This is a genomic window from Marinobacter sp. OP 3.4 (assembly GCF_036224885.1).
GTDB lineage: Bacteria > Pseudomonadota > Gammaproteobacteria > Pseudomonadales > Oleiphilaceae > Marinobacter.
Genome location: NZ_JAVVLT010000120.1, coordinates 1 through 26,386, shown reverse-complemented (window position 1 = coordinate 26,386; position 26,386 = coordinate 1). Strand labels below are relative to the sequence as shown.

The 26,386-nt window shown below is 65.2% G+C and carries 24 protein-coding genes and 1 pseudogene; 13 read left to right on the top strand and 12 right to left on the bottom strand.

The window, feature by feature from the left end:
- The first annotated feature begins 112 nt into the window (after positions 1-112).
- A complete protein-coding gene (gene hisF / locus RO069_RS20830) occupies positions 113-886 on the top strand; it encodes an imidazole glycerol phosphate synthase subunit HisF (protein ID WP_328190078.1) in 774 nt (257 codons plus the stop codon).
- 133 nt (positions 887-1,019) lie between these two features.
- Here the strand turns inward: hisF and RO069_RS20825 are convergent, their stop codons facing one another.
- From RO069_RS20825 to gpmI, 4 genes are all read right to left on the bottom strand, one after another.
- Positions 1,020-1,838, bottom strand: a complete 819-nt coding sequence (locus RO069_RS20825) for a divergent polysaccharide deacetylase family protein (protein ID WP_328190079.1) — start codon at positions 1,836-1,838, stop codon at positions 1,020-1,022.
- A 47-nt stretch (positions 1,839-1,885) separates the two neighbouring features.
- Entirely contained in the window at positions 1,886-3,238 is a 1,353-nt protein-coding gene (locus RO069_RS20820; RefSeq protein WP_328190076.1) for a S41 family peptidase, read from the bottom strand.
- A 92-nt stretch (positions 3,239-3,330) separates the two neighbouring features.
- Positions 3,331-4,509: a murein hydrolase activator EnvC family protein gene (locus RO069_RS20815; protein ID WP_328190074.1), complete on the bottom strand. Its 1,179-nt coding sequence runs from the start codon at positions 4,507-4,509 to the stop codon at positions 3,331-3,333.
- Positions 4,510-4,532: 23 nt separating this feature from the next.
- Entirely contained in the window at positions 4,533-6,086 is a 1,554-nt protein-coding gene (gene gpmI / locus RO069_RS20810; protein WP_328190072.1) for a 2,3-bisphosphoglycerate-independent phosphoglycerate mutase, read from the bottom strand.
- A 188-nt stretch (positions 6,087-6,274) separates the two neighbouring features.
- Here gpmI and RO069_RS20805 point away from each other — a divergent pair, with 188 nt between their 5' ends.
- Together RO069_RS20805 and secB are read left to right on the top strand one after the other, a co-directional pair.
- Positions 6,275-6,691 carry a rhodanese-like domain-containing protein gene (locus tag RO069_RS20805; protein WP_328190070.1) on the top strand — a complete coding sequence of 139 codons (417 nt, stop codon included), beginning with the start codon at positions 6,275-6,277 and terminating at the stop codon, positions 6,689-6,691.
- Between the two features lie 40 nt (positions 6,692-6,731).
- The gene (secB, locus tag RO069_RS20800) at positions 6,732-7,253 is read left to right on the top strand and encodes a protein-export chaperone SecB (RefSeq protein WP_328190068.1); all 522 of its coding nucleotides are present in this window, start codon (positions 6,732-6,734) and stop codon (positions 7,251-7,253) included.
- Positions 7,254-7,319: 66 nt separating this feature from the next.
- On the opposite strand, the gene trmL is transcribed toward secB, so the two are convergent.
- From trmL to traF, 4 genes are all read right to left on the bottom strand, one after another.
- Positions 7,320-7,793, bottom strand: coding sequence for a tRNA (uridine(34)/cytosine(34)/5-carboxymethylaminomethyluridine(34)-2'-O)-methyltransferase TrmL (gene trmL, locus RO069_RS20795; RefSeq protein WP_328190066.1), 474 nt, complete (start codon positions 7,791-7,793; stop codon positions 7,320-7,322).
- Complete coding sequence (locus tag RO069_RS20790; RefSeq protein WP_328190064.1) at positions 7,793-8,971, bottom strand: acetyl-CoA C-acetyltransferase; 1,179 nt, start codon at positions 8,969-8,971, stop codon at positions 7,793-7,795. The genes trmL and RO069_RS20790 overlap by 1 nt, the downstream gene beginning before the upstream one ends.
- Positions 8,972-9,369: 398 nt before the next feature.
- Complete coding sequence (locus RO069_RS20785) at positions 9,370-10,473, bottom strand: multifunctional CCA tRNA nucleotidyl transferase/2'3'-cyclic phosphodiesterase/2'nucleotidase/phosphatase (RefSeq protein WP_328190062.1); 1,104 nt, start codon at positions 10,471-10,473, stop codon at positions 9,370-9,372.
- 121 nt (positions 10,474-10,594) lie between these two features.
- Entirely contained in the window at positions 10,595-11,833 is a 1,239-nt protein-coding gene (gene traF, locus RO069_RS20780; RefSeq protein ID WP_328190061.1) for a conjugal transfer protein TraF, read from the bottom strand.
- Between the two features lie 262 nt (positions 11,834-12,095).
- Here traF and RO069_RS20775 point away from each other — a divergent pair, with 262 nt between their 5' ends.
- Both RO069_RS20775 and RO069_RS20770 read left to right on the top strand, forming a co-directional pair.
- Entirely contained in the window at positions 12,096-12,632 is a 537-nt protein-coding gene (locus tag RO069_RS20775; protein WP_328190060.1) for an LPP20 family lipoprotein, read from the top strand.
- An 11-nt stretch (positions 12,633-12,643) separates the two neighbouring features.
- On the top strand, positions 12,644-13,846 hold the full coding sequence (locus tag RO069_RS20770; protein WP_328190059.1) for a flagellar assembly protein T N-terminal domain-containing protein: 1,203 nt from the start codon (positions 12,644-12,646) through the stop codon (positions 13,844-13,846).
- Positions 13,847-14,077: 231 nt separating this feature from the next.
- Here RO069_RS20770 and lon read toward each other — a convergent pair whose 3' ends face one another.
- Positions 14,078-16,522 carry an endopeptidase La gene (gene lon / locus RO069_RS20765; protein WP_328190057.1) on the bottom strand — a complete coding sequence of 815 codons (2,445 nt, stop codon included), beginning with the start codon at positions 16,520-16,522 and terminating at the stop codon, positions 14,078-14,080.
- A gap of 187 nt (positions 16,523-16,709) precedes the next feature.
- On the opposite strand from lon, the gene RO069_RS20760 reads away from it, so the two are divergent.
- The 5 genes from RO069_RS20760 (at position 16,710) to RO069_RS20745 (ending at position 20,908) form a co-directional block, all read left to right on the top strand.
- Positions 16,710-17,579 (top strand): co-chaperone YbbN, encoded by an 870-nt coding sequence (locus RO069_RS20760; protein WP_328190055.1) that lies wholly within the window; start codon positions 16,710-16,712, stop codon positions 17,577-17,579.
- A gap of 87 nt (positions 17,580-17,666) precedes the next feature.
- Positions 17,667-17,945, top strand: coding sequence for a hypothetical protein (locus RO069_RS22165; protein ID WP_442915403.1), 279 nt, complete (start codon positions 17,667-17,669; stop codon positions 17,943-17,945).
- Entirely contained in the window at positions 17,942-18,622 is a 681-nt protein-coding gene (locus RO069_RS20755) for a response regulator transcription factor (protein ID WP_248241259.1), read from the top strand. Before RO069_RS22165 ends, RO069_RS20755 begins: the two co-directional genes overlap by 4 nt.
- Entirely contained in the window at positions 18,606-19,859 is a 1,254-nt protein-coding gene (locus RO069_RS20750) for a sensor histidine kinase (protein ID WP_328190053.1), read from the top strand. The genes RO069_RS20755 and RO069_RS20750 overlap by 17 nt, the downstream gene beginning before the upstream one ends.
- On the top strand, positions 19,838-20,908 hold the full coding sequence (locus RO069_RS20745; RefSeq protein WP_328190052.1) for a hypothetical protein: 1,071 nt from the start codon (positions 19,838-19,840) through the stop codon (positions 20,906-20,908). Before RO069_RS20750 ends, RO069_RS20745 begins: the two co-directional genes overlap by 22 nt.
- Positions 20,909-21,187: 279 nt before the next feature.
- On the opposite strand, the gene RO069_RS20740 is transcribed toward RO069_RS20745, so the two are convergent.
- The 3 genes from RO069_RS20740 to RO069_RS20730 form a co-directional block, all read right to left on the bottom strand.
- Positions 21,188-21,448, bottom strand: coding sequence for an acyl-CoA carboxylase subunit epsilon (locus tag RO069_RS20740; RefSeq protein WP_328190051.1), 261 nt, complete (start codon positions 21,446-21,448; stop codon positions 21,188-21,190).
- The gene (locus RO069_RS20735; protein ID WP_328190049.1) at positions 21,445-23,034 is read right to left on the bottom strand and encodes an acyl-CoA carboxylase subunit beta; all 1,590 of its coding nucleotides are present in this window, start codon (positions 23,032-23,034) and stop codon (positions 21,445-21,447) included. Before RO069_RS20735 ends, RO069_RS20740 begins: the two co-directional genes overlap by 4 nt.
- 283 nt (positions 23,035-23,317) lie before the next feature.
- Positions 23,318-24,160 (bottom strand): endonuclease domain-containing protein, encoded by an 843-nt coding sequence (locus tag RO069_RS20730; RefSeq protein ID WP_328190047.1) that lies wholly within the window; start codon positions 24,158-24,160, stop codon positions 23,318-23,320.
- A gap of 275 nt (positions 24,161-24,435) precedes the next feature.
- Here RO069_RS20730 and RO069_RS20725 point away from each other — a divergent pair, with 275 nt between their 5' ends.
- From RO069_RS20725 to RO069_RS20715, 3 genes and pseudogenes are all read left to right on the top strand, one after another.
- On the top strand, positions 24,436-25,233 hold the full coding sequence (locus RO069_RS20725) for a biotin--[acetyl-CoA-carboxylase] ligase (RefSeq protein ID WP_328190045.1): 798 nt from the start codon (positions 24,436-24,438) through the stop codon (positions 25,231-25,233).
- 75 nt (positions 25,234-25,308) lie between these two features.
- Complete coding sequence (locus tag RO069_RS20720) at positions 25,309-25,893, top strand: PH domain-containing protein (protein ID WP_328190044.1); 585 nt, start codon at positions 25,309-25,311, stop codon at positions 25,891-25,893.
- Positions 25,894-25,994: 101 nt separating this feature from the next.
- Positions 25,995-26,386, top strand: a pseudogene (locus RO069_RS20715) (hypothetical protein); the annotation flags it as partial.

Below are 26,386 nucleotides of genomic sequence, written 5' to 3'. Positions count from 1 at the left end.
TCTCAAGGCCCTCAGTGGCTCAGTAGGTTAACGAATTACCCAGACGGGACACTAGCTCAACGCTCGCACAGGCCCGCTGACAATCGAAAAACTTATGTTAAGGGACACTAGTATGGCACTGGCGAAACGCATCATCCCCTGCCTGGACGTGGACAAGGGCCGCGTGGTGAAAGGCGTCAACTTCGTGGACATCCGCGACGCCGGCGACCCGGTGGAAGTAGCCCGCAAGTACAACGAGCAGGGCGCCGACGAAATCACCTTCCTGGACATCACCGCCAGCCACGAAAGCCGCGACACCACCTACGAAACCGTGGAGCGGATGGCGGCGGAAGTCTTCATCCCCCTGACCGTGGGCGGCGGCGTTCGCACCGTGGACGATATCCGCAAGCTGCTCAATGCCGGGGCCGACAAGGTCTCCATCAACACCGCGGCGGTCTTCAACCCTGAGTTCGTCAGGGAAGCCGCCGAACGCTTCGGGAGTCAGTGCATTGTCGTGGCCATCGATGCCAAACGGGTCAGCGCCGAAGGCGAGGAACCACGCTGGGAAATCTTCACCCACGGTGGCCGCAAACCCACCGGCCTGGACGCCGTGGACTGGGCCCGCAAGATGGTCGCCATGGGCGCCGGCGAACTGCTGCTCACCAGCATGGACCGGGATGGCACCAAGATCGGCTTCGACATCGGCCTGACCCGTGCTATCAGCGATGCCGTCGTGGTGCCGGTGATTGCCTCCGGCGGGGTGGGCGAATTGCAGCACCTGGCGGATGGTGTTACCGAGGGCGGCGCCGATGCCGTGCTGGCGGCCTCCATCTTCCACTTCGGCCAGCATACGATCCCCGAGGCCAAGGCGTTTATGAAGGGGCAGGGTATCGAGATTCGGGACTAAGGTCGGTTATACCCTCTCCCTTGAAGGGAGAGGGTGGAGGCGGTCGGACTCCGAAGTTGCCTGCTTCCCCCTCTCCCCAACCCCTCTCCCTCCAGGGGAGAGGGGCTACGCATGGATTGGGAACCCCGAGGGGTCAATGTCCCTCAGGAGCACTGATTGCTTGGTGTTCTGACTTGTTCGCCACCGTTGGAATAATCTCCGGGTTCTCCCTCTCCGCAAACATCTGCCGATTACCGTTCCGAATGGCCCACACAGCGCTGACAGTAGCGACGGCAATGCCTTGCTCGTCCAGTTCCGGCAGGGCCTTTTCCAGATAGTCGACGGTGACAGTGTGGGGGTGCCCGATGGCGATGGCGGTGCCGTTTTCGCGGGCTTTCCGGATCAGTAGCTGGAACTGCTGGTGCACAAATTCTTCAGTCTGCTCGTGATCGAGGAAGACATCACGGGTGAGGGTGGGAACGTCGTTTTCCGCCGCTGTCCGGCCTGCGATCGTCGACGCAATGGTGCGGCTGTCCACGAAGTACAGCGGGTGCTCGCGCAGCTCCTCCATAACCCAGGCCATGGGTTCCGGGAGTTGGGTCAGCAGGCTGCCCATGTGGTTGTTGACGCCCTGCACGTAGGGAACGGCCCGCAGCGACTGGCGAAGGGTGGCAGTGATAGCGGGCCGGTCCATGTCAGCGGTCAGGCCGCCCGCGCCCAGGCCGATGTGCCGGGTGTTGTCCATGGGGGCATGCAGCATCACTTCCTTGTGGTGCCGGTGGGCGCTGGTGGCCAGCTCCCGGGTGTGACGGCGGTAGGGCAGGAAGGCCAGGGTCAGGGGCTGCTCCAGCCGGATCAGCCGTTTGCCTTCGACGGCATTGGCCCCCATGTCATCGATAATGATGGCAATGGTGGGCTGAACCCCCTCGTCCGCACGGGCGGGAAGAGGGGGCTGGTCGCCCCATGCAGCCAGGGGGAAGGTCGCAAGCAGTGCCAGTGTGGCTGCACAGACTCCTGGCCTCACTCCTCGCTGGCTCCCTGCTTGCTGAGGATGCCCATGCCCTTGAGCAGGTTCAGGGCCGAGCGCAGCTGGTAGTCCCGGTCGATTTCGGAATTGCTCGGGGCTTCCCGATCCTCCGGCTTGATGTCACCCTCGCCGTTCTCCAGGTGCCCGCTCAGGCTGGCCTCGCTGAAGAAGGGGCCACCTTCCAGTTCCGTCAGCGTGGCCGGGCGCACGGTGATGTCCGGTTCGATGCCCCGGGCCTGTATGGAGCGACCATCCGGGGTGAAGTAACGGGCCGTGGTCATCTTGATGGCGTGGGTCTCGTCCAGCGGGATAACGGTTTGCACCGAGCCCTTGCCGAACGAACGGGTGCCCATGACGACCGCGCGCTCATGGTCCTGAAGGGCCCCGGCCAGGATCTCGGAGGCGGAAGCCGAGCCGCCGTTGATCAGTACCACGATCGGTGTGCCGTTGGAGACATCCCCGGGTTCGGCGTTGAAGCGCAGCCGGGAGCTCTGGATGCGGCCCTCGGTATAGACGATCAGCCCCTCATCCAGCAGTGCATCGGAGGTGGCAACGGCCGCCTGCAGAATGCCGCCAGGGTTGTTGCGCACGTCGATGACCAGGCCGTCCAGGTCGCCGTCATTCTCCGATAGGAGCGTATTGATTGCATCAACGAACTGGTCGCCGGTCTCATCCTGGAACTGGGTGATGCGGACATAGCCATAACCGGGTTCCAGCGTACGGGACTTGATGCTGGTGACCTTGATGATGGCCCGCTCAACCTCGATCTCGATGGGAGCGCTCTCGCCATCCCGCATGATGGTCAGGGTCAGTGTGGTGCCGGGTTCGCCCCGCATGCGGGTAACCGCGTCCTGCAGTGTCATACCCTTCACCGGTTCATCGCCCAGCTTGATGATCAGGTCACCGGCCTGGACGCCGGCCTTCTGGGCGGGGGTGTCGTCGATGGGTGCGATCACTTTCACGAAGCCGTCCTCCATGCCGACTTCAATACCCAGGCCACCGAATTCGCCGGTGGTGGTTTCCTCCAGCTCGGTGTAGGCGTCGGGCTCCAGGTAGGCGGAGTGGGGGTCCAGCCCGGAAAGCATGCCCTTGATGGCATTTTCCAGGAGCTCCTGGTCGGAAACGTCCTCAACGTAGGCATCCTTGATACGGCTGAACACTTCCGTGAACTTGCGCAGGTCATCCAGGGGCAGGGCCCCTTCCTCGCCACCCATGGTGTCGGCGTGCGGTGAGACTGTCTCCGCCGGCTGCGATTCCTGGGCCGTGGCGGTTATACCGTAGAGGCAGGTGACTGCCAGCAAACCGCCAAGGAGTGTGGTTTTACAGCTGTGGATAACCGGTTTCATTCAGTGTCCCTGTTCGGATTCATGGATACGGCTGTCAGTATGGCGTTCCCGGTCCCTTTTGTCAGCCATGGCCGGGACGGAGGTTCCTGGAACTACTGGCGCTCCAGCCAGCGCATGGGGTTCTGGGGCTTTCCGTTGTGACGCAGTTCAAAATACACCGCCGGATCCTGGGTGCCACCCGTGCGACCGGCCAGGGCGATGGTTTCCCCGGCCCGTACCCAGTCCCCGGGGCTGGCCAGCAGGCTGGAGCTATGGCCGTACAGGGTCATGTAGCCCTCGCCATGGTCGACAATGGTGAGCATGCCAAAGCCCCGCAGCCAGTTGGAGAAGACCACGCGGCCGTAATGGACCGAGCGTACTTCCGCCTCTTCTTCGGTATTCAGCAGGATGCCATTGCGGCGCAGGTGCCCCTGGGCCATGGAGCCGCCGAAGGCCGCCACCAGGCGCCCCTGGGCCGGCCAGTCCAGCTTGCCCTGGCGCTGGTTGAAGGGCTCGGTCTCGGTGGGCGAGGGGATGCTGGCGATGGCTTCTTCCACTTCCCGCAGCAGCTTCTCCAGCCGGTCCCGGTCTGCTTCCAGGGTGCTGCGCTCGTCCTTGCGCTCGCTGATGTCCTGCTTGAGGGCCGCCAGGGCCTGTTCCCGGTTGGCCTTCTGTGCCTGCAGGGATTGCTGCCGTTCGCTGACCTGCTCCTCCAGCCGGATGACCTCGGCCTGGGCCTGCAACTTCTGCTGGCGGGTGGCCTGCAGTTCGGTCAGGGTTTCGTTGAAGGTTTCCAGGCGTCGGAGGTTGTCGCCGCTGAGATACTCGTAGTAAGTCATGGTGCGGGCGATCTCTTCCGGATCGGCCTCGTTGAGCAGGACCTTGATGGCGGGGGCCTTGCCCTCCATCCAGGCGCCACGGAGCTGCCGCTTCAGGGCTGAGCGCTGTTCCCGCAGGCTCTGGTCCAGGTCCTTTTCCTCGCTCTCAAGCTGCTCCAGTTCCCGGGCCTGTTGCCGGCGTTGTTCCTGAAGTTCCCGGCGTTCCCGGGTCAGGCGGCTGATCTCCCGCTCCGCATTTGCCAGGGTCTGCTCCAGTTCGCTGCGATCCTCCTCGGCGTCGGCCAGCCACTCGTCAATTTCGGCGATCTCTTCCTTCAGGGCTTCCACCTGGGCCGGGGTGACCTGATCCTGGCCATGGGCGACAGGGCCGATGGCGAGCAGAAACGCCACAAGCGCCAGCCGGAATGCTCCGGTGGCGCTTGTCAGCGGGCGATGTCCGGCGTTCCTGGCCATGGGGTGTCGCATTGGCGTGCCGGTCAGTCCTGGCTGAGGGTGACCAGGCTGTGGCCGGTCATGTCTCCGGGTTGTTCCAGGCCCATCATCGTCAGCAGGGAAGGCGCCACATCGCTGAGGCTGCCATCATCCTTCAGGCTGACCTTGCGATGGCCGACATACACCAGCGGCACCGGGCCAGTAGTGTGGGCAGTGTGGACCTGGCCGGAGGCGGGGTCGGTCATCTGCTCGCAGTTGCCGTGGTCCGCGGTGATCAGGGCCTCGCCTCCGACTTCGTCAAGGGCATCCGCGATGCGGGCGATGCACTGGTCGACGCACTCGGCGGCCTTGATGGCGGCGTCCAGATTACCGGTATGGCCCACCATGTCACCGTTGGCGTAGTTGCAGATCACCAGGTCGTACTTGCCGCTTTTGATGGCCTCCACCAGTTTGTCGGTCACCTCAGGGGCGCTCATTTCCGGCTGCAGGTCATAGGTGGCCACCTTGGGGGAGGGCACCAGAATACGGTCCTCGCCCTCAAAAGGCGTTTCCAGGCCACCGTTGAAGAAGAAGGTGACGTGGGCGTACTTCTCGGTCTCGGCGATGCGGAGCTGGGTCTTGCCCAGGTTGGACACATACTCGCCCAGACCGTTCTTGAGCTGTTCCGGCGGGTAGGCGCAGGAGGTCTTGATATCGGCGGCGTACTCCGTGAGCATCACGAAATCCGACAGCTTCGGGTGCTTGCGGCGCTGGAAACCGTCGAAATCATCCTCCACGAAGGTGCGGGTCATCTCCCGGGCCCGGTCGGCGCGGAAATTCATGAAAATGACCGCATCGCCGTCGTTGATGGTGGCGTCCGGCTCGGCCTCACCCTGGATGCGGGTGGCCTTGACGAACTCGTCGTTCTCGCCGCGCTCATAGGCTTCATCGATGGCGGACAGCGGGTCTGGTGCGGTGAACTCCGCCTCGCCCAGGGTCAGCAGATTGTAGGCCTGCTCGACGCGGTCCCAGCGATTGTCCCGGTCCATGGCGAAGTAGCGGCCGACGATGGAGGCGACACGACCGACGCCCAGTGCCTTCATCTTGTTGGCGGCCTTCTCCAGGGACGGGCGGGCGCTGCGCGGTGGCATGTCTCGGCCATCCAGGAAGGCGTGGATATAGACCCGTGTCGCGCCCTTTTGCGCCGCCAGCTCGGCGGCGGCCAGGATGTGGTCCTCATGGGCGTGCACGCCACCCGGGGACATCAGTCCCATGAGATGGACCGCACCGCCGTTGGTGACCGCCTGGTCGATGGCGGCCAGGAGCGCCGGGTTCTCATTGAAGGTGCCGTCTTTCAGGTCTTTGTCGATGCGTGTCAGGCTCTGGTAAACCACCCGGCCGGCACCGAGGTTCATATGGCCGACTTCCGAGTTGCCCATCTGCCCCTGGGGCAGCCCAACAAACATCCCTGAGGTGTTGATCAGCGTCTTGGGGAATTCCGCCCAGGCCTTGTCCCAGAACGGGGTGTTGGCCTTGCTGATGGCGTTGTCTTCAGCCGGGTCACGGTGGCCCCAGCCGTCCAGTATGATCAGTGCCGTCGTCTTGCGAGTGCTGGTCATTACGCTTTCCGGTGTGGTTGTGGGTGCGCTGGTGCGTTTCGGGCCCATGGCAGGTCGGCATCAGCGTCGCCTGAGAATTTGAAGCTGAATTCTAACCCGAATAGGGTGTGACGGGCTATGGAAGCCGCCTTCTGTCACCGGCGGAGGGTGTGTATAATCCGCCCAAATTATTACTTCGGGACAGGTTCATGGAACGGTTGTTTGAGTTCGTCGTAAATCACTACATTCTGGTATCCATCTTTGTGGCCCTGTTACTGGCGCTGCTTTTCCTGGAAAGCCGTCGTGGTGGCAAGAAGGTGTCGGCGCAGGAAGCTGTGAACCTGATCAACCGGGACGAGGCCGTGGTGGTGGACATTCGTGAGCGTAAGGAATTCAATGAGGGGCGCATTACCGGCTCCATCCATATTCCGCTCAGTGCCATCAAAGAGCGAGCCTCGGAACTGAAAAAGCACCAGGACAAGACGGTGATCGTGGTGGACAAGATGGGGCAGCATGCCGCCATGGCGGTGAAGCAGCTCAATGCCGAGGGCTACACCAATGTGGTTCGTCTCAACGGCGGTATCGGTGACTGGAAGGCCTCGAACCTTCCCCTGGTAAAGAAATAAGAAGTCCGACTGACACACTGAACGCAAAAAAGGAAAGATCATGGCTGAGAACAATCAGCAGGCTGCCGGCGGTGGTGATAACGCAAACCAGAACCAGCCCCAGTTTGCGCTTCAACGTATTTACGTAAAGGACCTGTCGTTCGAATCCCCGAACGCCCCGGACATGTTCCAGCAGCAGTGGAAACCGTCCGTGAACATGGACCTGAACACCTCCCACAACAAGGTCAGCGACACCCAGTATGAGGTGGTGCTGTCCATCACCCTCACCGCCAAGGTAGACGAGAAGGTCGCCTACATTGTTGAAATTCAGCAGGCGGGGGTGTTCCTGCTCAACGGTTTCCCGGAGCAGCAGGTACCGCCTATGCTGGGCGCCTACTGCCCGAACCTGCTATTCCCCTACGCCCGGGAGACTATCGACAACATCGTCACCAAGGGCAGCTTCCCGGCTCTGATGCTGGCGCCAGTAAACTTCGACGCCATCTTCGCCCAGGCGGTGAAGCGCAAGCAGCAGGAGCAGGAACAGCAGGGCGCCGAGGCGCCGGAAGGTCAGCAGACGCACTAATCGCTTTCTCTGATATAAAAAAACCGGCTTCGGCCGGTTTTTTTTATGGGCGACGACAGAGCGTCTTCAGGCCTCCAGTCTGGCGCCCTCAAACCCCAACTGTCGCCAGGCCTCATAGAGCACCACAGCGGCGGAGTTTGACAGGTTCAGGCTGCGGCTGTGGGGGAGCATGGGCACCCGCAGGCGATGATCCGCTTCAAGCCCGTTACGCACCTCTTCCGGCAAGCCCCGAGTTTCCGGGCCAAACATCAGGTAGTCCCCGGGTTCGAAGCTCACCTCATGGTAGGGCTGGCTGCCCTTGGTGGTGAGTCCGAACAGCCGCTGCGGCTGTTCCGCCTCCAGGAAGGTCTGGTAACTGGTGTGGACCTTCACGCTGGCATACTCGCTGTAATCCAGCCCGGCCCGTCGCATCTGCTTGTCCTCCAGGGTGAATCCCAGGGGCTCGATCAGGTGCAGGCGGCAGCCGGTGTTGGCGCAGAGCCGGATGATATTGCCGGTATTTGGCGGTATCTCCGGCTCGTAGAGCACGATGTTGAACATTAACGCTCGACGGCGAGCGCCACGCCCATGCCGCCGCCGATGCAGAGCGTGGCCAGGCCTTTCTTGGCGTCACGGCGCTGCATCTCGTGCAACAGGGTGACCAGGATACGGCAGCCGGAGGCACCGATGGGATGACCCAGGGCGATGGCGCCACCGTTCACATTCACCTTGCCGGTATCCCAGCCCAGGTCCCTGTTGACGGAGATGGCCTGGGCGGCAAAGGCTTCGTTGGCTTCCACCAGATCCAGGTCGTCCACGGTCCAGCCAGCACGCTGCAGGCAGCGCTGGCTGGCGGGAATGGGGCCGGTGCCCATGATGCTCGGGTCCACGCCAGCGTTGGCATAGCCCTTGATCACCGCCAGTGGTGTCAGGCCCAGTTCCTGCGCCTTGGCAGCACTACATACCAGCACAGCGGCGGCGCCATCGTTCAGGGAGGAGGCGTTGCCGGCGGTTACCGTGCCGTCCTTCTTGAATGCCGGCTTCAGCTTGCCCAGGCCCTCGGCGGTGGTGCCGTTACGGGGGCCTTCGTCCCTGTCCACCACAATCGGGTCGCCCTTGCGCTGGGGGATGCTGATGGGCACGATCTGGCCATCGAAGTAGCCACCGGCACGGGCGGCAGCCGCCTTCTGCTGGGAAGCGGCAGCGAACTCGTCCTGTTCCTCACGACTGATGCCATACTTCTCCACGATGTTCTCGGCGGTGACGCCCATGTGGTAGTCGTTGAAGGCGTCCATCAGGCCGTCGTTGACCATGGTGTCGATCATGGTCCAGTTGCCCATGCGCTGGCCATTGCGGCTGTTGGGCACCACGTGGGGCGACTGGCTCATGCTTTCCTGGCCGCCGGCGAGGATCATGTCGGCATCGCCACACTGGATGGCCTGAACCGCCATGTGCACGGCCTTGAGGCCGGAGCCGCAGACCTTGTTGATGGTCATGCCCGGAACGGAAGCGGGAATGCCGGCGTTGATGGCGGCCTGGCGGGCCGGGTTCTGGCCGCAGCCAGCGGTGAGGACCTGGCCGAGGATAACCTCGTTGATCTGGTCAGCAGCGACGCCGGTTTCTTCCAGTAGGGCCTTGATCACGGCGGTGCCGAGCTGGTCGGCCTTCAGGCTGGCGAGGGAACCACCGAAGGTTCCGATGGCGGTGCGTTTGGCCGCTGCGATGACTACATCTTGCATGTTGGGGGTCTCCGGTTTCTATTATTTCAGGCCTTGGGGGCGCGGTACCCGGCAGGGGGCCTTTCTCCGCTGCAATTCACGGCCCGTCCATGGACCGACCTTGCACCGGACCATCCATGGTCCTGCTACGAAAGACCCCTACCGGATACCGGATCGAGTAATGTGCTATCCGCATTAAGGGAAGGTTGATTCTATCGAAATTCAGAGAGTGGGCATAATCAGACCGGGGCACCAAACATGAGACTTCCCGAATCTCGATGGAGGTGTTGGGGGATGGGCTTTTCGTAACAGCGTCAGGAGGACGCGCAGCAAGGTCGGTCCAGGGACGGACCGTGAATTGCGGTGGAGAAAGCCCATCCCCCAACGCCTCCCCCTAAAGGTCAACCGGCAAAAAGAACTCAACCAAAAAAACCCCCAATCACCTGCAAACGCTCCCGACCAATAGCCTCACCAAGCTCCTTGCCTTTAAAGCCCTTTGCCATTAACGATCGTGCATCCACCGAGCGGGCTTCCTCCAGGGCATCCAGGAAACGTTGCTGAGTATCTGAATCCAGGCCATCCGGCAGGCAGGCCAATGTCGCCAGCAGTAAATCAAACCGCTCAGGCCGGCGCCAGGCGTCGGCCTGGTTGAACAGGTCAAGCACAATTTCTGCAGTCAACGCCGGCCCGCACGCCAGCGGTGCCAGCGCCACCACCAACCGTGACAGGTCCCGGCAATTGTTGGGGGCCTTCAGTGCCGCTGTCCGGTCAGCCACCTGTTCCGCCGACAGGCCATGTAACAGTGCGGCACAGCGGCATTCCGTGGCCAGGTCCTGGGCGGCGGTATTGGCCAGGGCTTCCATCGCGCTCCGGAAGGCCGCATCGTTATCCGCCAGTTCGGGAATAAGATCCCGAAGTGCACCGGTGGCCTTGAGTATGTCGAAGAAGGTGGTAGGTGTTACCTCGTGAAGGGCCCGCTGGATCTCCTGCCAGACACGCTCGGGAACCAGATGCTGCACCTCGCCGTCCGCGACCATCTGCCGCATTAACGCCATGGTGTCGTCCGCCACCTCGAAACCCAGGTGATGGAACCGGGCCGCGAAACGGGCCGTCCGCAGGACGCGTAGCGGGTCCTCCGCGAAGGCCTCGGAGACATGGTGCAGGCGGCGGTTCTGCAGGTCTTCATGGCCGTGGAACGGGTCCACCAGGGTGCCGTCTTCAGCCATGGCCATGGCATTGATGGTCAGGTCCCGGCGCTTGAGATCGTCCTCCAGGGTCACATCCGGTGCGCTGTAAACCGAGAAACCGTGGTAACCCCGCCCCTGCTTGCGCTCGGTACGGGCCAGGGCATATTCCTCATGGGATGTCGGGTTCAGGAACACCGGGAAATCCGCGCCTACCTGCTTGTAGCCCTGTGCCAGCATCTCATCCGGCGTGGCGCCTACCACCACCCAGTCCCGGTCCTTCACCGGAAGGTTCAGCAATTTATCCCGGACGGCGCCGCCAACCAGATAGATGTCCATATAATGAGGTAGCCCATTGTCGATGGATTCAGTCAGCCCGTGATTATGAGGGCGGGGCGACAAACAGGCAAAAGAAAGCCCGCCGCGAGGGCGGGCTTGCAGAGACGGGAACGTGGAGTCGCTAGAAAGCCACGCCCAGTTCGATGGACCCGCCCACGTCGGCATCACTGACCAGTCCGGCGATATCGAGCCGGGCACCGAAGGGTGACAGGCCAACACCGGCGGTAAACTGGGTATCTTCCTCGATGCCGCTGTTGTCATCGTTACTGGCAATGTTCTGACGGGCACCCAGGCGCAGCTGGGCGAAACGGAAAGCGTCGAATTCCGCACCGACTGCGACCCACTGGGTGGCGTCGCCATGACCAAAGGCCTTGCGTTCCGTCAGCTCCGCCTCGGCGGTAACCACGTGATACTCACCCGTGTGGGCAATACCGGCGGTTACCATCGGGTTCAGTTCCAGGGTGTGCTCTTCCTCACCCTTCGCCGTGCTGAATTCCGAGTCCAGCTCCATGGGAATCAGGTTCTTTACCGCGACACCAGCATTCCACTGCTGTTCCTCGCCGAAGGCATAGGCGGCGCCCAGGTCAAGGTTGAAGCCACTCTTGGTGGACTCGTAATCGCCGTCGTCGAAATCATCTTCGTCAAAGTCGTCAATCAACTGGGTGTACTGATAGGTCCGCAGCTGCACGTACTTGGGTGAAACGCCCAGCTGGACCGGGTTTTCCAGCCCAAGATCGAATGAGCGACCCAGGCTGACGCCGGCTTCAATCACTGCTGAGGCCAGGGCATGCCCGGAAGACTCCAGATCCCCGTCCAGTGACGAAAGATCGGTACCGTCGATGGCGTCCTGCAGGCGGTTCATGTCAGCGTCGCTGATGTTACCGCGGGCGGTTACCCTCAGGCTCGCATTGGTAAACACGCCCACCGCGAGGCGTTCGCCCGGGATTGCGAGGCTGAGGCCCGCAGCGGCATCGGCCCGCATGGTATCGCCTTTCAGGGCATCCAGCTGATCGTAGAGGTTCCTGGCTTCGGCCTGCGCCATCGTCGGGGACATGCCCGAGAGATCGTTGTAGGAATCGATGCTGTCCTGGATATCCTCGATTTGGTCGATCACTTCTTCTTCATCCGCGTAGCGGGCACTGACGGAGGGGATGATGAGCCCGAAGTCGTTTGACCAGTCATGGTGCTTTGACGCCAGCATGGCCGGATTGGCCATATTCGCGGTGGCGGGGTGAGCAATGGCAACGCCGGTGCCTCCCATGCCAAGGGAGCGGGCGGTATTGAAGGACTGGGGGGCGGCAAGGGCAGCGGTTGAGCTCGCACAGAGCGCTACCGCGAGGGCAAGACGACTGACTTTCATGTTTGATACCGTTTGTTATCTGGTTGAATCGGGGACCCGGTGGCATGAGGTTAAGGCGGTTTGTGACCGGGTTCATTGTTTTCCTGGTTACGGATTGTCTCTGTATGTAAGTGAGGAGGGGCGGCGAACGATTGCCGCTGATGGTGATGTCCGGAACCAGCGGAAAGCAGTAAGGCTTTCTGAATCATGTGTTTGTGGAAGGTGGCCTGATTTTTTCATGGGGCATGACAGAATTGCGTGTGCTGACAACTGGAGTCACCCCATGAAGTTATCCTGTATTGCCCTGTTGCTGATCGTGGCGTTGTCCGGCTGCGCCAGTAACAGTGAGTATAAAGGGCAGTCCCGGAACGGTTCGGATAACTTCGAGCCGATCATCGTTCGTGTCAGCGGGTATGGCACCTACGAACACGTGGCCACCGACCGGCCCAATCCCCGCAAGCGCCTGATGGCCAGACGGGCTTCGCAGCTGGATGCCTACCGTAACCTGGCGGAACGGGTCTACGGCACGGTGATCTATGGCAGCTCCACCGTCAGCGACTTCGTTGCCCACAGCGACATGTTCCGCACCTATGTGGACAGCTACCTTCGTGGTGCCAAGCTAGTGGATATCCAGGAACACGACGATGGCGTGATCGAAACCGTGATGGAACTGAAACTGGAACGCCGCTTCCGGGAATGCGTGTCCCGGGTCAGCGACCGTGACGTATCCGGCTACTGCCCCGACCCTCTCCCCACCGGTGACGGGGCCACGGGCGATGTGGTCAGTAGCGGTTCTGACTCCCTGTATTATCTGGATTGATGGTAATACCCATGACACTGATCATTCGGACACTCACCCTGGCCGTGCTGCTGGGAATCAGCTTCGCCGCCAGTGCTGTCACGCTGGAAGGCACTGGTATCGCCACTATCCATGGCGGCGACCTGGACGCAGCCCGGGCGGCAGCCCGTGAGGCAGCCATCCGGGATGTGGCCCTGCAGCGGGACGTGCGTGTCAGCAGTGAAGAGACTGTGCTCAATGGCCGGATTACCGACTCGCAACTGACCGTCTCATCCCGGGCGCAGATCAGCCATGTCGAGGTGGTGGATGAACGTCGGGTGGGTAACGCCCTCCGTGTGACCGTCCGCGCCCAGGTGTCCGACCGGGAGGGCAGTTGCCAGGCGGGTGATGCATCCAGCCTGAGAAAGCGGGTGGCGGTGACCGGCTTTACCCTCCAGCAACCGGAACAGGCGCGACTGGGCGGCCTGGATGATGCCGGCCAGATGTTGCCGCAGTGGCTGCAGTCCGGGTTACAGGCCCAGGGTAACCTGCAGGTGCTGAAGGCGTCCGGTACCCAGCTGTATCCGGATGTGATGAATGCGCCCACCAGCCAGCAGTTCAACAACCGGCTGACCAATGTGATCGATGTGTCTCGGGAGCTGGGGGCCCAGTTCGTGGTGGCGGGGGTGATCCGGGATATCGGCGTGGAGGACCCCTCAGCCTGGAATACCTCTGTGCTGCACAGCATCGGTCGGGGCCTGGGCGCCAGCAATACCGAGCGCCGTTTCATCGCCGATATGATGATTTTCGACGGCTTCAGCGGTTCCCCGGTCTACCAGAAGCGCTTCCAGACCCGAGGACGCTGGGACGCTGGCAGAGGCCAGTCCTCCGGTTTCGCCTCGGCCGGTTTCCTGGAAACCCCCTATGGTCAGGCGGTGGCGGATCTGGTGACGCAGATGCGCAATGATATCCAGGGTGCGCTGGCCTGCCAGCCGTTCATGACCCGTATCACCCGGGTGGAAGGCACCAAGGTGACCCTGGCCTCCGGCGCCACGGCGGGTCTGCGTCCGGGGGATACCCTGGCGCTGTACCGCAGCTATTCCCATTTCGACAGCCCGGATGCCACGCCGGAACTGCTGGAAGCAGATATCGAAGTCACCCTGGATAATGTGTTCCCGGAATACGCCAATGGCGTGATTCCCCAGTATGGTGCCCTGGAAAATATCCAGCGCGGGGATATCGCCATTATCTGGTAGGCAATCAGGAGGCCAGCACGTTGTCTGGGGTGCCCCGGGGTGGGGGAGGTCTTTCAGAGCAGGGCCATGGGTGAGACAAGCGTCTATGAAGCACAGCTTCATGCGCAGTCGAACGACTGCCATCTGTGATGGCAGGCCGGACCGGCCCGGTAACAAGGTCGGTCCAGGGATGGGCCGTGAATTGCGGCGGCGAAAGACCTCCCCCCACCCCGGGGCGCCGTACACCCGGATTCAATGCACGCTGGCGCCTTTCTTTGGCTTGTTACCAAAGCACACTTGATAAACATCGTTGTAGTGCCTGGCAAAGTGCACCGTCAGGCCTTCCCGCAGGTAGTCCGGCAACTCCTCGTAATCCCCCCGGTTGGCTTCCGGCAGTATCAGCGTATTGATCTTCTGCCGCCGGGCGGCGATCACCTTCTCGCGGATACCGCCCACCGGCAGCACCTGACCCGTCAGCGTCAGCTCGCCGGTCATGGCGATACCCTGAGCCGGGGTCTCCCGACGGGCAATGGAGAGCAGGGCCGTGGCCATGGTGACCCCGGCACTGGGGCCATCCTTGGGCGTGGCGCCCTCGGGAACGTGCAGGTGCACGAAGGACTTGTCGAAGAAGGCCGGGTCCGCCTTGAGCCGTTTCAGGTTCGACGACACATAGCTGTAGGCGATGTCCGCGGACTCCTTCATCACGTCCCCCAACTGGCCGGTCATACGGAAGCCCCGCTGGTTGGTGTGGATGCGGGACGCCTCGATACTCAGGGTGGCGCCGCCCATGGCGGTCCACGCCAGGCCGGTGACCACGCCGACCCCCTTCAGGGCTTTCTCCTTGCGGAAGGCCGGCTGGCCCAGGTAGGCCTCCAGGTCGGAAACCCCCACCTTCACCGGTTTGTCCGGGGTCTCCAGCAGCTTCACGATGCCCTTGCGGATGATCTTGTGGAGTTGCTTCTCCAGGTTGCGCACGCCGGATTCCCGGGCATAACCCTCGATCACCTGGCGGATGGCCGCGTCGGTGATATTGAGCTGCTTCTTCAGCAGTCCGGCCCGCTTGAGCAGCCGGGGTAGCAGATGGTGCTTGGCAATGGCCAGCTTTTCCTCGGTGATGTAGCCGGACAGACGGATAGTGTCCATCCGGTCCAGCAACGGCCGGGGAATGGTATCCAGCTGGTTGGCGGTGCAGATGAACAACACCTTGGACAGGTCCAGGCGCACATCCAGGTAGTGGTCCAGGAACTCCCGGTTCTGCTCCGGATCCAGGGTTTCCAGCAGGGCCGACGCCGGGTCCCCCTGGAACGAGGTGCCGATCTTGTCGATCTCGTCCAGCATGATCACGGGGTTGGACACCTTGGCGTCCTTCAGGGCCTGCACGAACTTGCCGGGCATGGCGCCGATGTAAGTGCGGCGGTGGCCCTTGATCTCGGCCTCGTCCCGCATGCCCCCCAGACTGAAGCGGTAAAACTCCCGGCCCAGGGCTTCCGCCACCGAGCGACCGATGGAGGTCTTGCCCACGCCGGGCGGGCCCACCAGTAGCAGGATGGAGCCGGAGATCTCGCCCTTGAAGGTGCCTTCCGCCAGGAACTCCACAATCCGGTCCTTCACGTCGGCCAGGCCGTCGTGGTCCCGGTCCAGCACCTTGCGGGCGTGGCCCAGGTCGAAATGGTCGTCGGAGGTGATGCCCCAGGGCACCTGGGTGATCCAGTCCAGGTAGTTGCGGGTGACGCCGTATTCCGGGGAGCCCTGTTCCAGCACCTGGAGTTTCTGGATTTCCTCGTCGAATTTCGCCTGTACGTCTTCATTGGGTTCCAGTTTGTCCATGCGTGCCCGGAATCGCTCGACATCGGCGGTCTTGTCGTCCTTGGCCACGCCCAGTTCCCGCTGGATGACCTTCAGTTGCTCCCGCAGGAAGAACTCCCGCTGGTGCTTCTGCACCTTGTCGTTCACTTCCTCATTGATTTCCGCCTGCAGCCGGGCGACTTCCTGTTCCTTGCGCATCAGCACCAGCACCTTCTCCATGCGGCGCAGCAGCGGCACGGTGTTCAGCACATCCTGCAGGTCGCGACCGGGAGCGCTGGTCATGGAGGCGCCGAAGTCGGCCAGGGGCGAGCTATCGTCCGGCCCGAAGCGGGACAGGTACTGTTTCACGTCCTCGCCATAGAGTGGGTTGGAGCGCAGCAGCTCCTTGATGGCGCTGATAATGGCCAGGGTGTAGGCCTTGAGTTCGTCGGCCTGCTCCTCGGGCTCATCCGGGTATTCCACTTCCACCAGGTAGGGCGGTTTGCGGCGCAGCCACTGGGTGATGCGGAAACGGGTCAGGCCCTGGGCAATGAACTGGACCTTGCCGCTTTCCTGCTGGGCGTGGTGGACGCGGACTGCGCAGCCCATGGTCTCCAGCTCCTCGCTGGCGGGAATGCTGCGCTCCGGGTCCGGATCCTCCACGAAGCAGATGCCCATCATATGGTGTTCGGTATCACCCACCCGCTTGAGGGTTTCGTGCCAGGGGTCCTGGTTGACCATCACCGGCTGCACCTGGGCGGGGAAGAAGGGCCGGTTGGACACCGGAATGACGTACATGCGGCGTGGACGGGCCTCACCGGGCAGTACCAGGCTGGTGCCGGTCTTCTCGTCGCTGCCAATGTATTCGGTGATGTCGTCTTCCGGTTGCTCGTGCTGCTGGTCGTCGGCCATTGTCTTCCTCATGTCCTCGCGAATGGGATGTCCGGGCCACGGGCCCGGCCTGATCATGGGTCTATCCTGCTATGTAGCGGCAAGGTATGGGAATTCAAGGTTCGGCCTGGCTTGAATTCAGCACCAATGACACCATGTACAGGATAGTTTTTCGTAACCACTTACCGGATCAGACAGGATTCTTGCCATGAGCAATTCGCCGTTTATCTTCGAAGCCACCATGGACAACTTCCAGGAGAAGGTCATGGACGCCTCCCAGTCCACCCCGGTCCTGGTGGATGTATGGGCGGAATGGTGTGCGCCCTGCAAGCAGATCATGCCGATCCTGGAAAAGCTGGCGGACGAGTACAATGGCGGCTTCCTGCTGGCCAAGGTGAATGCCGATGAGCAGCAACAGCTTACCGCCAGCCTGGGAGTTCGCAGCCTGCCCACGGTGATCCTGGTGAAGAACGGCCAGGCGGTGGACGGTTTCAACAGCGCCCTGCCGGAAGGCGAGGTCCGCAAGCTGCTGGAACCGCATGTGGAAAAGGCCGAGGAGCAGGAGACCCCCTACGACAAGGCCCACCGGCTGTGGGAAGAGGGTGACCTGGATGGTGCCCTGGCCATCTTCAGCCAGCTCAACCAGCAGAACCCGGACGACCTCAAGGTGCTGATCGACCTGGCCCAGATCAAGGCGGAGCAGGGCGACCTGGATACCGCCGAACAGGTGCTGGACAGCCTGCCCCCGGAAGAGAAACTCCAGCCCAAGGCCAAACAGTTGGCGGCCCGGCTGAACATCCTGCGCCAGGCTGGCGAGCTGCCCCCCATCAAGGACCTGGAAATGGCCCTGGAGCAGGACCCGAAAGACCCGGACGCCCTGCACCAGCTATCCATGCAGTACGCCCTCAACGACCGCAATGCCGAGGCCATGGACCTGCTGATCCGCCTGATGCAGGCGGATCCCGCCTACAAGGATGGTATTGCCAAGACAACACTGGTGGAACTGTTCGAGAAGCTGGGGAATAACAACCCGGATGTGCGGACCTATCGGCGGAAGCTTTATACCCTCATGCACTGAGGTTTTTTTAGGGGTTCCACGCCAACTGGCGCCGTATATTCCCTCTCCCCTGGAGGGAGAGGGCCAGGGAGAGGGGGAGGCGACCGGCTGTCTCTTATACACATCTCCGAGCCCACGAGACCTCTCTATCCGCCGCGCGCGGGCGCCGGCCGCGAGGTCGTCGACGCCGTCGCCGGGCTCACGCCCGCAGCGGTCGTCTACGTCGCGTGCGACCCCGTCGCCCTCGCGCGAGACCTGCGCACCTTCCGCGACCACGGCTACGACACCGCACGGGTCGAAGCGATCGACCTGTTCCCGCATTCGCACCACGTCGAAGCGGTGGCGGTGCTGACCGCCGAGGGACGCGTGGATAGAGTGCTGACATGACCCGCGTGGCCCTCATCGACGATCACGAGTCGGTGCGCCTCGGGCTCGAAGCCGCGTGTGATCGCGTGGGCGGTCAGACCGTGGTGTTCTCGGGCAGCTCGGTCGCCGAATACCTCGACTGGCGCGCCTTCAGCGCGTCCGCACCGGCGGATGTCGTCGTGCTCGACCTCACCCTCGGCGACGGCACGACGGTGTCCGAGAACGTCCGCCGACTCGTCCGTGACGGTTCGAGCGTCATCATCCACAGCGTCGCCGACAGGCCCGAGGCCGTCCGCGAGGCGCTGCTGGCGGGAGCCGCCGGGATCGTCAGCAAGTCCTCCCGCATCGACGACGTCACCGCCGCCATAGACACCGTCTCGCGCGGCGAGCCGCTGAACAACGTCGAGTGGGCGAGCGCCATCGAAGGAGACCGCGCGTTCGCCGACGCCCAGCTGTCCGCACGCGAGCGCGACGTGCTGCGCCTGTACGCGGCAGGCCTGCCGCTGCGCGCCGTCGCCGAACGGCTCGGGGTGGCCTACTCCACGGCCAAGGAGAACATCACGCGAGTGCGGGTGAAGTACGTCGAGGTCGGCAGGCCCGCGCCCACCAAGCTCGACCTGATGCGCCGCGCGATCGAGGACGGCATCCTCACCCCGCCAGCGGCGGAGGGCTCGGTCGGCCATGAGCGTCGGCGCTGAGGCGCAGCGCGCGGCGCCCCCCGAGGCGACGACGCGCATCCCGCAGGGGCCGGAGGGCGCGGCATCCCTCGGCTCATTCACCCGGCGCAGGGTCGAGCGCGTCCTCACCATCGCCATCGCCATCGGATGCCTCATCCTCGGCGCTCAGGCTTTCTTCACCGCCCTCGGGCCGAGCGATGAGGCACCCGGGTGGCACGTTCCGCTCATCGTCCTCACCTTCGGTCCGCTCGCGGCCATGGTGATCGCCTGCGCGGTCGGGCGCGCCGAGCGCGTCTTCGCGGCGATCTTCTGCGTCTGCTACGTCGTGGCGCTGGCCCTGTGGCCGGCGGCGACCGCCGGCCAGCCGTCGGATCCCACCACGCAGCCGTGGATCTGGTACCTCGTCAATGTCGCCACGGTCGCCTCGGTGATCGTGGTGCCGTTCCGGTGGCAGGTCGCATGGACGCTGATGGTGCCGATGTTCTTCGGCTCGGTGCGGATCCTGCAGACCGACGCGGCCCCCGCGCTGTGGATTCCGCTGGTGCTGGACGTCTCCTTCGCGCTGATCCTCGGGATGATGCTGATCACCCTCGGTCGGGTGTTCCGGCGGATCGCGGCCGACGTCGACGACGCGCGCACCAAGGCGGTCGCCAGCTACGCCCGCGCCGCAGCGGCCAACGCCGCGGAGGAGGAGCGGATCGCCGTTGCCGCGCTCATGCACGACAGCGTGCTGGCCGCCCTGATCGCCAGCGAGAGAGCCGACACCGAGCGCGAGCGCACCCTCGCCGTGGCGATGGCCCGGGAGGCGCTCACCCGCTTCGCCAACACCGAGCAGGGGGCGGAGGAAGGCAGCGACGAGCCCACCGACGCCGGCGCGCTCGCCGACGCTGTCGAGCGTGCCGCCGAGAACCTCGGAGCCTCGCCCGCGCGCAGCCGCGACATCGATCCCGGTACGCCGGCGCTTCCGGGGCGGGTCGCGCGTGCCCTGACGCTCGCGGCGACCCAGGCGGTCGCGAACGCGGTCGAGCACGCAAGAGGAGAAGGCCTGGCCGTCCGGGTGTCGGGCCGGCCCGACCGCATCGCGGTGATCGTCTCTGACACCGGAGACGGGTTCGACCTGCATGCCATCCCCGACGATCGCCTCGGGATCCGGGCGTCGATCGTCGCCCGCGTGGCCGCCGTCGGGGGTATTGCGACCGTGGAGCCGACTCCCGGGGGGACCACGGTCACCCTGGAATGGCGGCCGGTGAGCGCATGATCCCCGTCCGCGGCATCCTTCTCGGCCTCGCCTTCGCCTTCACCGCCTATCTCGCGGCGCGGGGACTGTGGTGGACGGATGACGTCCAGAACCCGTCGCTGGTGATCGCCGCGCTGCTGCTGTACCTCCCCACGACCTGGCTCTGCATCTTCTGGGAGCCGCGGCTCGCCGCCGACGACCCGGTCGAGGCCTCGGTGACCGCGGGGGTGCGCGGACCCACACGCCTTCCGGTGTGGATCGCGCTCCTCGCGATCGCCAACGCCGTCGTCGTACCCGCGGCGATCTCGATGGGGGTCGCCGCCGACATCCGCACCGAACCGTTCGCGACCTGGTACCTCGGCGGCATCGGCGCCCTCATGACGATCGTGATGGCGCGGCGCCGGCCCCTGTTCGCCTGGATCGGCACCGCGATCCTCGCCGTGCTCTCCGCGCTGTGGATGGGGCCCCTCGACGCCCTGCGGCTCGGCCTCGTCGGATCGGTGGTGTGGGTCGTCGTCGCCCAGCTGCTCATCCGCGGGCTCGACCGCGCCGCACGAGACACTGCTCAGCTCGCCGAGCTGCAGCGGGTGTCGTCGTCGTGGCAGGCCTCTCAGCTCACCCGCCAGCGGGAGCGGCGCATCCAGGTGCAGCGCGCCCTCGCGATCGCCGGGCCGCTTCTGACCCGCACCGTCTCGACGGGTGGACGGCTGACGCCCGAGGAGCGACTGCAGGCGCGCCTTGCGGAGGGTCGTCTTCGAGACGACATGCGCGGACCGCGACTCCTCGACGACGATGTGCGCGCCGAGGTGGAGCGCCTGCGGCGCCGGGGCGCGTCGGTCACGATGCTCGACGAGGGGGGCCTGGACGGCATCGACGAGCGCTCGCTCGCGCTCATCCGCGCCGAGCTGGCCGAGACGCTGCGCTCCGCCACGTCGGACCGGCTCTACATCCGCACGTCGCCGCACACGCGGGTGGCGGTCACCGTCGTCGGGCGCTCGGGCACCGAGAACGGCCTGTCCGATGAGGATGCCGTCGACCTCTGGCGCGAGATCGATCACCCCGGACGGTGACGGGCGCCGCCGACGATCGCAAGCCCACGGGTCCGCCCGCGGTCATGAGACCGGGCGACACATCCGGGGGAGGAGGCGAGGGGCGGCGAAGCCGCCCGCCCCTCGCCTGAGCGAACGGTTACCCGAAAACCGTTCGCGCAGCCAAACCGCTTGGACCGTCGAAGAGACGACGGGCGGTCGGGCCGAACGCAGAGCGTTCCAGCTCCTCCAGTATGCAGGGTCAGAAACGGGCTGTCTGTAGGTAGTTTGGGGGACAAATCGTCGATTTCGACGATTTTCTCAGCCGGCGAAGCGGCCCCACCCGACGTCGCGACGCAACGGCCGGCGCAGTCCGCGCTGCGAGACCGACCAGGCGCTGCGGGTGGGGCGGTCATCGGCCACGGCCTCGGCCGATTCGGCCGCGTACTCCTGGCTGACCACGGCGATCAGGGCGGCCAGCTCCTCCTCGGTGGGAGAGCCCCGGCGCACATCGATCGCCACCGGAGGGAGGATATCGGCCTGGTCCGCCGTGCCGTTTCGCGGATCGCTCGCCGCGCTCACAGCGGGATGTTCCCGTGCTTCTTCGGGGGCAGGCTCGCCCGCTTCCCGCGGAGCGAGCGCAACGCCTTCGCGACGGCGACCCGGGTCTGCGCGGGTTCGATGATGCCGTCGAGTTCGCCGCGCTCCGCGGCGAGGAACGGGGATGCCACGTTGTAGGTGTATTCGTTGGCGAGGCGGGTGCGCACGGCCGCGACATCCTCCCCTGCTTCCTCGGCGCGCTTGATCTCGCCGCGGTAGAGGATGTTCACCGCCCCCTGGCCGCCCATGACGGCGATCTCTGCGGTGGGCCAGGCGAGATTGACGTCGGCGCCGAGCTGCTTGGAGCCCATGACGATGTAGGCGCCGCCGTAGGCCTTGCGCAGGATGACGGTGACGAGCGGAACCGTCGCCTCGGCGTACGCGTAGAGCAGCTTCGCGCCGCGGCGGATGACGCCCGTCCACTCCTGGTCGGTGCCGGGGAGGTACCCGGGCACGTCGACGAGGGTGAGGATCGGCACCGAGAACGCATCGCAGAAGCGCACGAACCGGCTCGCCTTCTCACCGGCGTCGATGTTGAGGGTGCCCGCCATCTGCGACGGCTGGTTGGCGATCACTCCGACCGTGCGCCCCTCGACCCGGCCGAAGCCGATGACGATGTTCGGGGCGAAGAGGGGCTGGACCTCGAGGAAGTCGCCGTCGTCGACCAGGTGCGCGATCACCCCGTGGATGTCGTAGGGCTGGTTCGCCGAGTCGGGGATGACGGTATTCAGGCTCCGGTCGGCGTCGGTCGTCTCGAACTCGAACGCCGTCTCGTAGACCGGCAGCTCCGACATGTTGTTGTCGGGCAGGAATCCGAGCAGGGTCCGGGCGTAGTCGATCGCGTCGTCCTCGTCCTCGGCGAGGTAGTGGGCTACGCCCGACCGGGTGTTGTGGGTGTGCGCGCCGCCGAGTTCCTCCATGCCGACGTCTTCGCCGGTGACGGTCTTGATGACGTCGGGGCCGGTGACGAACATCTGGCTGGTCTTGTCGACCATGATGACGAAGTCCGTCAGGGCGGGGGAGTACACCGCGCCTCCCGCTGCGGGGCCCATGATGATCGAGATCTGGGGGATGACGCCGGAGGCGGCGGTGTTGAGGCGGAAGATCTCGCCGTACTTGCCGAGCGCGACCACGCCCTCCTGGATGCGCGCGCCGCCGGAGTCGAGGATGCCGATGATCGGCATCCCGCCCCGGAGGGCGAACTCCATGATCTTGATGATCTTGTCGCCGGCCACCTCGCCGAGCGAGCCGCCGAAGGTCGAGAAGTCCTGCGCGTACACCGCGACGGTGCGGCCGTGGATGGTGCCCGTGCCCGTGACCACCGAGTCGCCGTAGGGGCGGGACTTGTCCATGCCGAAGGCGGTGGTGCGGTGGCGGACGTACTCGTCGAACTCGACGAACGAGCCGGTATCGACCAGCAGCTCGATCCGCTCACGCGCGGTCAACTTGTTCTTGGCATGCTGCTTCTGCTGCGCCGTCGCCTCGGCGTCGAGAACGGCCTCCTGATAGCGCGCCCGAAGGTCCGCGATCTTGCCGGCGGTCGTGTAGAGGTCGGGCTGATCGGTCACGGGTTCCACCCTATCGGCGGGGCCCTGCGAGCCCTTGGAGGGTTCGCACAAGCGGTTCGCGGTTGTGCTGTGCGCTGCCCATCCTGCGGCATCCATCTGGCGCCCTCCGCGGGCGTGATTCCTCCGCGCGCGTACGATCGGCCCGCGCGAGTACATTCCGGCCGCTTTCGTACTCCGCTCGACCGATCGTCCTCGCGCGAGCGCGTCGTCCTCGCGCCAGCGCGCCGTCCTCACGCCAGCGCGCCGTCCTTGAGCCAGCGCCGTCCTTGAGACAGCGCTGTCCTCACGCCAGCGCGCCGCGCGGCGCGAGGTGCAGTCCCTGCGCCATGGCCCGCAGCACTTCGGCCTGCACCCGCGGCCAGTTGTGCACGACGTCGACGTAGTCGAAGCGGAAGACCGTGTATCCGAGAGAGCGCAGCAGCCGGTCGTGGCGGATGTCCTTCCGCCGCTGCGCCGCATCGGAGTGATGCGCGAAGCCGTCGATCTGGATCACCAGGCGATCCCCGATCAGGCCGTCGACCGGCTGGCCGCCGATGAACACTTGCTGCAGCACGCGCACCCCCACCTGGCGCATCCCGTCCACGAATAGCGTTTCCAGGCCCGAATCCGAGAGGGCACCGGCGAGGTCGGCCAACTGGCGCGCCACCGCAGTCCGCCACGCGACCGCGCGGAGATGATCCGGTGCGATGACGCCGCGCTGAAGACCCGATTCCCACACCGCGAGGGCGTCGGCGAATGGAAGGCAGACAGCCACCGCCGCCAGCACGTTCTCGATCGCGTCGACGAGTTCCCGCGCCGGCGCGAGAGTGACCGCCTGCTGACGGTGGAGGCGAACGTGAGCCGACACGCTGCTCGAGTGAGGCGGGATGCGCAGGTGCGGGCGGGTCGTGCCCTCAGGCCGCCACAGACCGAACGCATCCGTCGCGCTCACGCAGGTCACGACGCCGCCGAGGGTGGCCGCATGGCGCAGGCGCAGATCGAGGTCGGGCGTCACCACCCAGGTGCGGCGCAGCAGTTCGAGGCCCTGCTCGCCCATCGTCCGGCGGAGCGTGTCCGGGCGCCATCCGTTCTCGAGGAGCGTGGCACGGTGCACGTATCCCTGAGGGCGAAGGATGATGCGTCGCATCCGGTCAGCATGGTTGCGCCGCATGGTGGTCGACGGGGCCTCGCGGCATTCTGGGGATGACTCGCCGCACGCGCCTCATGTGCAGGAAGGGATGCCGCGACGGCGGCCCTCCACTCCCCGCGCGCGTACAATCGGCCGAGCCGAGTACGCCGCGCGCGGAAACGTACGCCGCTCGGCCGATCGTCCTCGCGCGAACCGGGGTCGACCTCTGAGGATGCCCACCGCCCGACGCGCAAGCCCCCGCGCGGCGCGCCACCCGCGCATAGGGTGAAGGCATGCCGATCCCCACCGACGGGTATCCCCGCGCCGCCGCCGTCAGCCCCCGCGTCCAGATCACCGAGTCCACCGACTCCACGAACGCCGACGTCCTCGCGGCCGCCGCCGCAAACCCCCCCGGCTGGCCGCACCTGTCTGTCCTCCTCACCACCGACCAGCGCGCCGGTCGCGGCCGGCTCGACCGCAGCTGGACCACACCGCCCGGCACCGCCCTGGCGATGTCGGTCGTCGTCCGCGTACCCGACCTGCCGGTCGCCGCGCGCGGGTGGATCCCGCTCGTCGCCGGTGCCGCGATGGCGCGCGCGGTCGGCGCGCAGCTGCGCGGCACGCCGCACTCGGCCACGCTGAAATGGCCGAACGATGTGCTCATCGACGGCGGCAAAGTCTGCGGCATCCTCGCCGAGGTGGTCGCCGACGATCCCGACACCGTCGTCGTCGGCGCCGGGGTGAACACGCGGATGACCCGGGCCGACCTCCCCGTCGACACCGCCATCTCCTTCGCCGCCCTCGGCCTCACGTGCGACGACGACCGCCTCGTGGCCGACTTCCTCTCGGCTCTGGACGAGCAGCTCAGCGCCCTTGTCGCCGCGGGAGGGGATGCCGCGGCATCCGGAGTCTCCGGAGAGGTGAGCGCCCTGTGCTCCACCCTCGGCGCCGACGTCGCCGTGCAGCTGCCCGACGGCACCCGGCTCACCGGCCGCGCAGCCCGACTCGACGCCGACGGACGTCTCGTCGTCGCGGACGCCACGGGCATCGAGACCGCGGTCTCGGCCGGCGACGTGGTGCACGTGCGCTGACCCGATCGCGGCCGAGAGCGCCGCGCGCCGGGTGTGGTGCGCCGGATTGTCGGGCCCTGCCCCGACAATGGGTGCATGACGCACCCGACCAGCTTCGCCGGGCGTCCCGCCACTCCCGCGCCGGGGGTGCCGACGCCCGAGCTGCGGATCGCCCGGGTGCGGTCGCACGCGCGGCGGCTGTTCTGGTCGGCCCTCATCCTCATCGCGGTGGCCGGTGCCGCCGGATACTTCTGGGGCAACCTCCCTGCCCCGTTCGAGAACTGGATGCTGTTGACCGCAGCCGCCGTGGTGGTCTTCCTCCTGGTGCTGCTGCCGTTCGTGGCGTGGTGGAGCCGCGTCTACACGATCACGACCCGGCGCGTCATCGAGCGTTCGGGCATCTTCGCGACCCGCCGTCGCGATCTGTCGCATGTGCGGGGCTACACGATCCAGGTGCGCCGCGGGCTGTTGCAGCGGCTGTGGGGTGCGGGAACCCTCACCCTGTCCAACGGGGCCGACGAGCCGCTGCGGATGAAGAACATCCCCGGCGTCGTCCTCGTGCACGAGGTGCTCGTCGACCAGGTTGAGGTCAACCAGATCCTCGCTCACCGCGACGCGCAGTCGTCGGTGTCGGGCCCGTATCCGCCCGGGCCGCCCCCGCCACTGCCGCAGCACGGCTGAGACGACGGCGCCGCCCTGGGCGGGGACCGCCGGCCTGCGCGAACGTGCCGTCTGCGCGAAGATGGCCACGGCAGAGAATGCGTCGAGCGGAAGGATGCCCCATGGCGTTGCGAGTCGGAGTCGTCGGCGGAGGACAGTTGGCGCGCATGATGATCGCGCCCGCCGTCGAGCTGGGCGTCGAGCTGAGGGTGCTCGCCGAGGACGAGGGTATGGCCGCCGCGCTCGCCGCCACCGCAGTCGGTGACTACCGCGATGCCGATACCGTGCTGCGTTTCGCGCGCGACGTCGATGTCATCACCTTCGATCACGAGCACGTGCCGCAGGATGTTCTGGCCGCGCTCGTCGACGCGGGCGTCGCCGTGCGCCCGGGCCCGCACGCCCTTCAGTTCGCGCAGGACAAGCTGCACATGCGGCGCCGGCTCGCAGAGCTCGGCATGCCGCAGCCCGATTGGGCGGCGGTCGGCGACGCCGCCGGGGTCGAAGCGTTCCTCGC